This window comes from Sphingopyxis sp. SCN 67-31 (assembly GCF_001725095.1).
In genome coordinates this window covers 1-5,036 of record NZ_MEFH01000215.1, presented here as the reverse complement: position 1 = coordinate 5,036, position 5,036 = coordinate 1, and the positions used below count along the sequence as shown (strand labels likewise).

At 62.7% G+C, this 5,036-nt stretch carries 11 protein-coding genes and 1 pseudogene; all 12 read right to left on the bottom strand.

The genetic code is table 11. The features are described from left to right. Positions 1 to 373, bottom strand: a pseudogene (locus ABS88_RS24370) (30S ribosomal protein S5); the annotation flags it as partial. A 2-nt stretch (positions 374 to 375) separates the two neighbouring features. Further along, positions 376 to 729, bottom strand: coding sequence for a 50S ribosomal protein L18 (gene rplR, locus ABS88_RS24365; RefSeq protein WP_003042250.1), 354 nt, complete (start codon positions 727 to 729; stop codon positions 376 to 378). A gap of 3 nt (positions 730 to 732) precedes the next feature. Beyond that, a complete protein-coding gene (rplF, locus tag ABS88_RS24360; RefSeq protein WP_003042248.1) occupies positions 733 to 1,266 on the bottom strand; it encodes a 50S ribosomal protein L6 in 534 nt (177 codons plus the stop codon). After that, positions 1,266 to 1,670: a 30S ribosomal protein S8 gene (gene rpsH / locus ABS88_RS24355; RefSeq protein ID WP_003042244.1), complete on the bottom strand. Its 405-nt coding sequence runs from the start codon at positions 1,668 to 1,670 to the stop codon at positions 1,266 to 1,268. Before rpsH ends, rplF begins: the two co-directional genes overlap by 1 nt. A gap of 12 nt (positions 1,671 to 1,682) precedes the next feature. Next, positions 1,683 to 1,988, bottom strand: a complete 306-nt coding sequence (gene rpsN, locus ABS88_RS24350; RefSeq protein WP_003042242.1) for a 30S ribosomal protein S14 — start codon at positions 1,986 to 1,988, stop codon at positions 1,683 to 1,685. A 52-nt stretch (positions 1,989 to 2,040) separates the two neighbouring features. Further along, entirely contained in the window at positions 2,041 to 2,619 is a 579-nt protein-coding gene (rplE, locus tag ABS88_RS24345) for a 50S ribosomal protein L5 (RefSeq protein WP_003042239.1), read from the bottom strand. Then, a complete protein-coding gene (gene rplX / locus ABS88_RS24340) occupies positions 2,612 to 2,932 on the bottom strand; it encodes a 50S ribosomal protein L24 (protein WP_040589516.1) in 321 nt (106 codons plus the stop codon). The genes rplE and rplX overlap by 8 nt, the downstream gene beginning before the upstream one ends. Positions 2,933 to 2,934: 2 nt before the next feature. Next, positions 2,935 to 3,303, bottom strand: a complete 369-nt coding sequence (rplN, locus tag ABS88_RS24335) for a 50S ribosomal protein L14 (RefSeq protein ID WP_003042233.1) — start codon at positions 3,301 to 3,303, stop codon at positions 2,935 to 2,937. A 68-nt stretch (positions 3,304 to 3,371) separates the two neighbouring features. Beyond that, positions 3,372 to 3,638, bottom strand: coding sequence for a 30S ribosomal protein S17 (rpsQ, locus tag ABS88_RS24330; RefSeq protein WP_003042229.1), 267 nt, complete (start codon positions 3,636 to 3,638; stop codon positions 3,372 to 3,374). Between the two features lie 10 nt (positions 3,639 to 3,648). Next, a complete protein-coding gene (gene rpmC / locus ABS88_RS24325) occupies positions 3,649 to 3,852 on the bottom strand; it encodes a 50S ribosomal protein L29 (protein WP_003042226.1) in 204 nt (67 codons plus the stop codon). A gap of 5 nt (positions 3,853 to 3,857) precedes the next feature. Beyond that, positions 3,858 to 4,289, bottom strand: a complete 432-nt coding sequence (gene rplP / locus ABS88_RS24320; protein ID WP_003042223.1) for a 50S ribosomal protein L16 — start codon at positions 4,287 to 4,289, stop codon at positions 3,858 to 3,860. Between the two features lie 11 nt (positions 4,290 to 4,300). Then, the gene (rpsC, locus tag ABS88_RS24315) at positions 4,301 to 5,008 is read right to left on the bottom strand and encodes a 30S ribosomal protein S3 (protein WP_003042222.1); all 708 of its coding nucleotides are present in this window, start codon (positions 5,006 to 5,008) and stop codon (positions 4,301 to 4,303) included. Between the last annotated feature and the right edge of the window lie 28 nt (positions 5,009 to 5,036).

Here is a 5,036-nt window from a genome sequence, read left to right as displayed (position 1 = left end):
GAATCATCGCCTTCTTCGCAGCGGCGGTCGCCTTCGAAATGGCTTCGGGCACTTCGCGCGCCTTGCCATGACCGAAACCGGCGCGGCCCTTGCCGTCACCGACGACGACGAGCGCGGCGAAACCAAAGCGCTTGCCGCCCTTCACGGTCTTCGAAACGCGGTTGATGTGAACGAGCTTTTCGATCAGCTCTTCGCCACCGTCCTCGTCGCGCGGACGCCGATCGTCGCGGCGACCACGGCCACCGTCGCGACCGCCACGTCCGCCATCACGACCGCCGCGACCACGGCGACCCGTGACTTCGGCGTTGGTGGTTTCAGGCGCCAGGATCGCCTCGGGCTGGTTGCCCTGACCCGTGGTGTTTTCGTCAGCCATAATCAGAACTCCAATCCGCCTTCGCGCGCCGCGTCGGCCAGCGCCTTGATGCGCCCGTGGAACAGGAAGCCGCCGCGGTCGAACACGACCTGCGTCACGCCCGCCTTCTTGGCGGCGTCGGCAAGGCGCTTGCCGACTTCGGCAGCAGCCGAAGCCGTCGCGCCGGTCTTGCCGCGCAGATCCTTGTCGAGCGTCGAAGCCGCAGCCAGCGTCTTGCCGGCGGCGTCATCGATGAGCTGCGCATAGATGTGGCGGCCCGAGCGGTGCACCGAAAGGCGCGGACGCCCGGCAGCACGCAGACGGAGTGCGGTACGAACGCGCTGGCGGCGTTTTTCGAAAGGGGTAAGATGTGCCATGGCTTACTTCTTCTTGCCTTCTTTGCGGAAGATGTACTCGCCGCGATACTTGATACCCTTGCCCTTATAGGGTTCGGGCTTGCGCCAGCGACGGATTTCCGCCGCGACCTGGCCGACCTGCTGCTTGTCGATACCGCTGATCTCGATCGTCGTGTTATCCGGCGTCTTGATCTCGATGCCTTCCGGCACCGCGAAATCGACATCGTGGCTGTAGCCGAGCTGCAGCTTCAGATTCTTGCCCTGCGCGTTGGCGCGGTAGCCGACACCCGTGATTTCGAGCACCTTGGTGAAGCCTTCGGTCACGCCCGTGATCAGGTTCTGCACCAGCGTGCGCTGCATGCCCCAGAAAGCGCGCGCTTCGCGGCTTTCGTTCGCGGGCTGCACCGAGATGGCGCCTTCGCCGACTTCATATTTGATGTTGTCGGACAGCGGCATCGCCAGCGTGCCCTTGGGGCCCTTGACCGACAGCTGGCCGCCGTCGATCGCAGCGGTAACGCCGCTGGGGATCGCCACTGCCTTTTTACCGATGCGCGACATTAGAACACCTCCGCCAGCACTTCGCCGCCGACATTATGCTCGCGTGCTTCGGCGTCCGAAAGGACACCGCGCGGGGTCGACACGATGGTGATGCCCAGGCCGTTGCGAACCACCGGCAGTTCTTTCGAACCCGAATAGACGCGGCGGCCCGGCTTCGAGACGCGCGCCACGTGGCGGATCGCCGGCTGGCCTTCGAAATATTTGAGCTCGATGCGGATGCCCTTGTGCTGGCCCTTGGTGCCGAGCACTTCTTCGCTGTAGCCACGGATGTAGCCTTCGCGCTTGAGCACGTCGAGAACGCGGACACGCAGCGTCGAAGCCGGCGTCAGGACGCTGTCCTTCTTCGCCTGCTGGCCGTTGCGGATGCGGGTGAGCATATCACCCAAAGGATCGGTCATTGCCATGTTGCGTGTTCCTTACCAGCTCGACTTCACAACGCCGGGGATCAGGCCCTTGTTGGCCAGATCGCGGAGCTGAATACGGCACAGCCGGAATTTGCGATAATAAGCGCGCGGACGGCCCGTCAGTTCGCACCGGTTACGGATACGGGTCGGGTTACCGTTGCGCGGAATTTCCGCCATCTTGAGGCGCGCGATCAGACGCTCGCCGTCGTCGAGCGAGGTGTCGGCCGCAATAGCCTTCAGTTTCGCATAGCGGCCGGCATATTTCTTCACCAGCTTCTTGCGACGCTCATTCTTGTTCACCGAACTCAGTTTCGCCATGACTTAAGTTCTCTTTCCTTGTTCCTGTCCGGCCCGAGGTCCCAGCGGGGACTCAGGCGGCTTCCTTGGCCTGGGCTTCGATCGGGAAGGGGAAGCCGAACAGCTTGAGCAGTTCGCGGGCTTCCTCGTCCGTACGTGCCGACGTGGTCACGATCACATCCATGCCGCGCACCTGATCGATGCGGTCATAGTTGATCTCGGGGAAGATGATCTGTTCCTTCAGGCCGAGGGCATAGTTGCCCCGACCGTCGAAGCTCTTCGGCGACACGCCACGGAAGTCGCGGATGCGCGGCATCGCGATGGTGATCAGGCGGTCGAGGAATTCATACATCCGCTCGCGACGCAGGGTCACCTTGCAGCCGATCGGCATGCCTTCACGCAGCTTGAAGCCGGCAATCGACTTCTTCGCCTTGGTGATAACGGGCTTCTGGCCCGCGATCAGTTCCATTTCCGAAGCGGCCGTTTCGACCTTCTTCTTGTCCTGGACCGCATCGCCCACGCCCATGTTGAGCGTGATCTTCTCGATCTTCGGAACTTCCATCGCATTCTTGTAACCGAACTTTTCGGTCATCGCCTTGACGATCTGGTCGTCATAGAGCTTGCGCATGCGCGGGGTGTAGTTGTCAGCCATTGATCGTCTCCCCGGACTTCACGGCCACGCGGACCTTCTTGCCGTCCTTGGTTTCAAAGCGGACGCGCGTTGGCTTGCCGGTCTTGGGATCGGCAACCGCGACCTTGCTGACGTGCAGCGGCGCTTCCTTGCGCTCGAGGCCGCCCTGCGGATCCTGCTGGTTCGGCTTCTTGTGGCGGGTGATGATGTTGACGCCCGCGACGACGACCTTGCCGTCCTTCGGCAGGCTCTGCGTCACTTCGCCGGTCTTGCCCTTGTCCTTGCCGGACAGGACGACGACGGTGTCACCCTTCTTGATCTTGGCCATACCCATGGTCAAAGCACCTCCGGCGCCAGGCTGATGATCTTCATATAGCCCTTGCCGCGAAGTTCGCGGACGACGGGGCCGAAGATACGGGTGCCGATCGGCTCTTCATTCTTGTTGACGAGCACGGCGGCGTTGCTGTCGAAACGGATCACCGAACCGTCGGCACGACGAACGTCCTTCGCGGTGCGAACGATGACGGCACGATGCACGTCGCCCTTCTTCACCTTGCCGCGCGGCTGGGCTTCCTTGATCGAGACGACGATAAGGTCGCCCACGCCGGCCGTGCGACGCTTCGAGCCGCCCAGCACCTTGATGCACTGGACGCGCTTCGCGCCGCTGTTGTCGGCGACTTCCAGTTGTGACTGCATCTGGATCATCGATGCATTTCCTTCTTCCTTGGCCTACCGGGCCATCCCGGCGGTTCCGTGAAACTTGCGTGAAGCCCTCAGGCTTCGGCCGCTTTCGGCTTGGTGGAGGTTTCGACCTTTTCGAGAACCTTCCACGTCTTCAGCTTCGAAATCGGCTTCGTTTCCTCGATGCGGACGGTTTCGCCAGCCTTGATGGCGTTGTCCTCATCATGGGCGTGATACTTCTTCGAACGCCGGATGATCTTGCCGTAGAGCGGGTGCTTAACCTTACGCTCCACCTTCACCACGACGGTCTTGTCGCCCTTGTCGGACACTACCGTGCCGGTCAGAATGCGCTTCGGCATGACAGTCTCCTTACTTCGCCGCCGCGCGAACGCGCGCGGTTTGTTCGGTCTTGATGCGGGCGATCGTGCGCCGCACTTCCTTGACCCGCGAAGCCTTTTCGAGCTGGCCCGTGGCGGCCTGGAAACGGAGGTTGAATGCCTCGCGCTTCAGTTCGCCAAGCTGTTCGGCGAGCTGGTCGTCGGTCTTCTTGGTCACATCTTCGGTCTTGGCCATGGCCCTCAACCCTCCAGGTGCGAGGTGTCGCCGAGGCGGGCGACGACCTTCGTCTTGATCGGCAGCTTCATCGCCGCACGCTCGAACGCCAGCGCGGCCACGGGGCCGGGAACGCCGTCGAGTTCGAACAGGATGCGGCCGGGCTTGACGCGAGCGGCCCAATATTCGGGCGCGCCCTTACCTTTACCCATACGGACTTCGGCGGGCTTCGACGACACGGGAAGGTCGGGAAACACGCGAATCCAGAGGCGGCCCTGACGCTTGATCGCACGGCTGATCGCACGGCGAGCCGCTTCGATCTGGCGCGCGGTGATGCGCTCGGGTTCCATCGCCTTCAGGCCGTAGGAGCCGAAGTTCAGGCTGGTGCCACCCTTGGCATTGCCATGGATGCGGCCCTTGAAGGCCTTGCGGAACTTGGTTTTCTTCGGTTGCAACATGTCAGCGTTCCTTAACGGCGTTCATCGCGCGCCGGGCGAACGCCCGACGTCTGCGCGTCGAGCATCAGCCGGTCGGTCGCCATCGGGTCGTGGCCCAGGATCTCGCCCTTGAAGATCCAGACCTTCATGCCGCACACGCCATAGGCGGTGTGGGCTTCGGCCTCGGCATAATCGACGTTCGCACGCAGCGTGTGCAGCGGAACGCGGCCTTCGCGATACCATTCGGTGCGGGCGATTTCCGCGCCGCCGAGACGACCCGCACAGTTGATGCGGATGCCTTCGGCGCCCAGACGCATCGCCGACTGAACCGCGCGCTTCATCGCACGGCGGAAGGCAACGCGGCGTTCGAGCTGGTCGGCAATGCCCTGCGCGACGAGCTTGGCATCGACTTCCGGCTTGCGGATTTCGACGATGTTCAGGCTCACGTCGCTGCCGGTCATTTCACCGAGCGCCTTGCGCAGCTTTTCGATGTCCGCGCCCTTCTTGCCGATGATGACACCCGGACGGGCGGCATAGATCGACACGCGGCACAGCTTCGCCGGCCGTTCGATGACGACCTTCGAAATCGCGGCCTGCGGCAGGGTCTTGAACACATATTTGCGGATCTTCAGATCCTCGATAAGCATGCGTCCATAATCCTGGCCTTCCGCGAACCAGCGGCTGTCCCAGGTGCGGTTGACCTGCAGGCGCAGGCCGATCGGATTGCTCTTCTGGCCCATCTTACGCCTCTTCTTCCTGTTCGCGGAC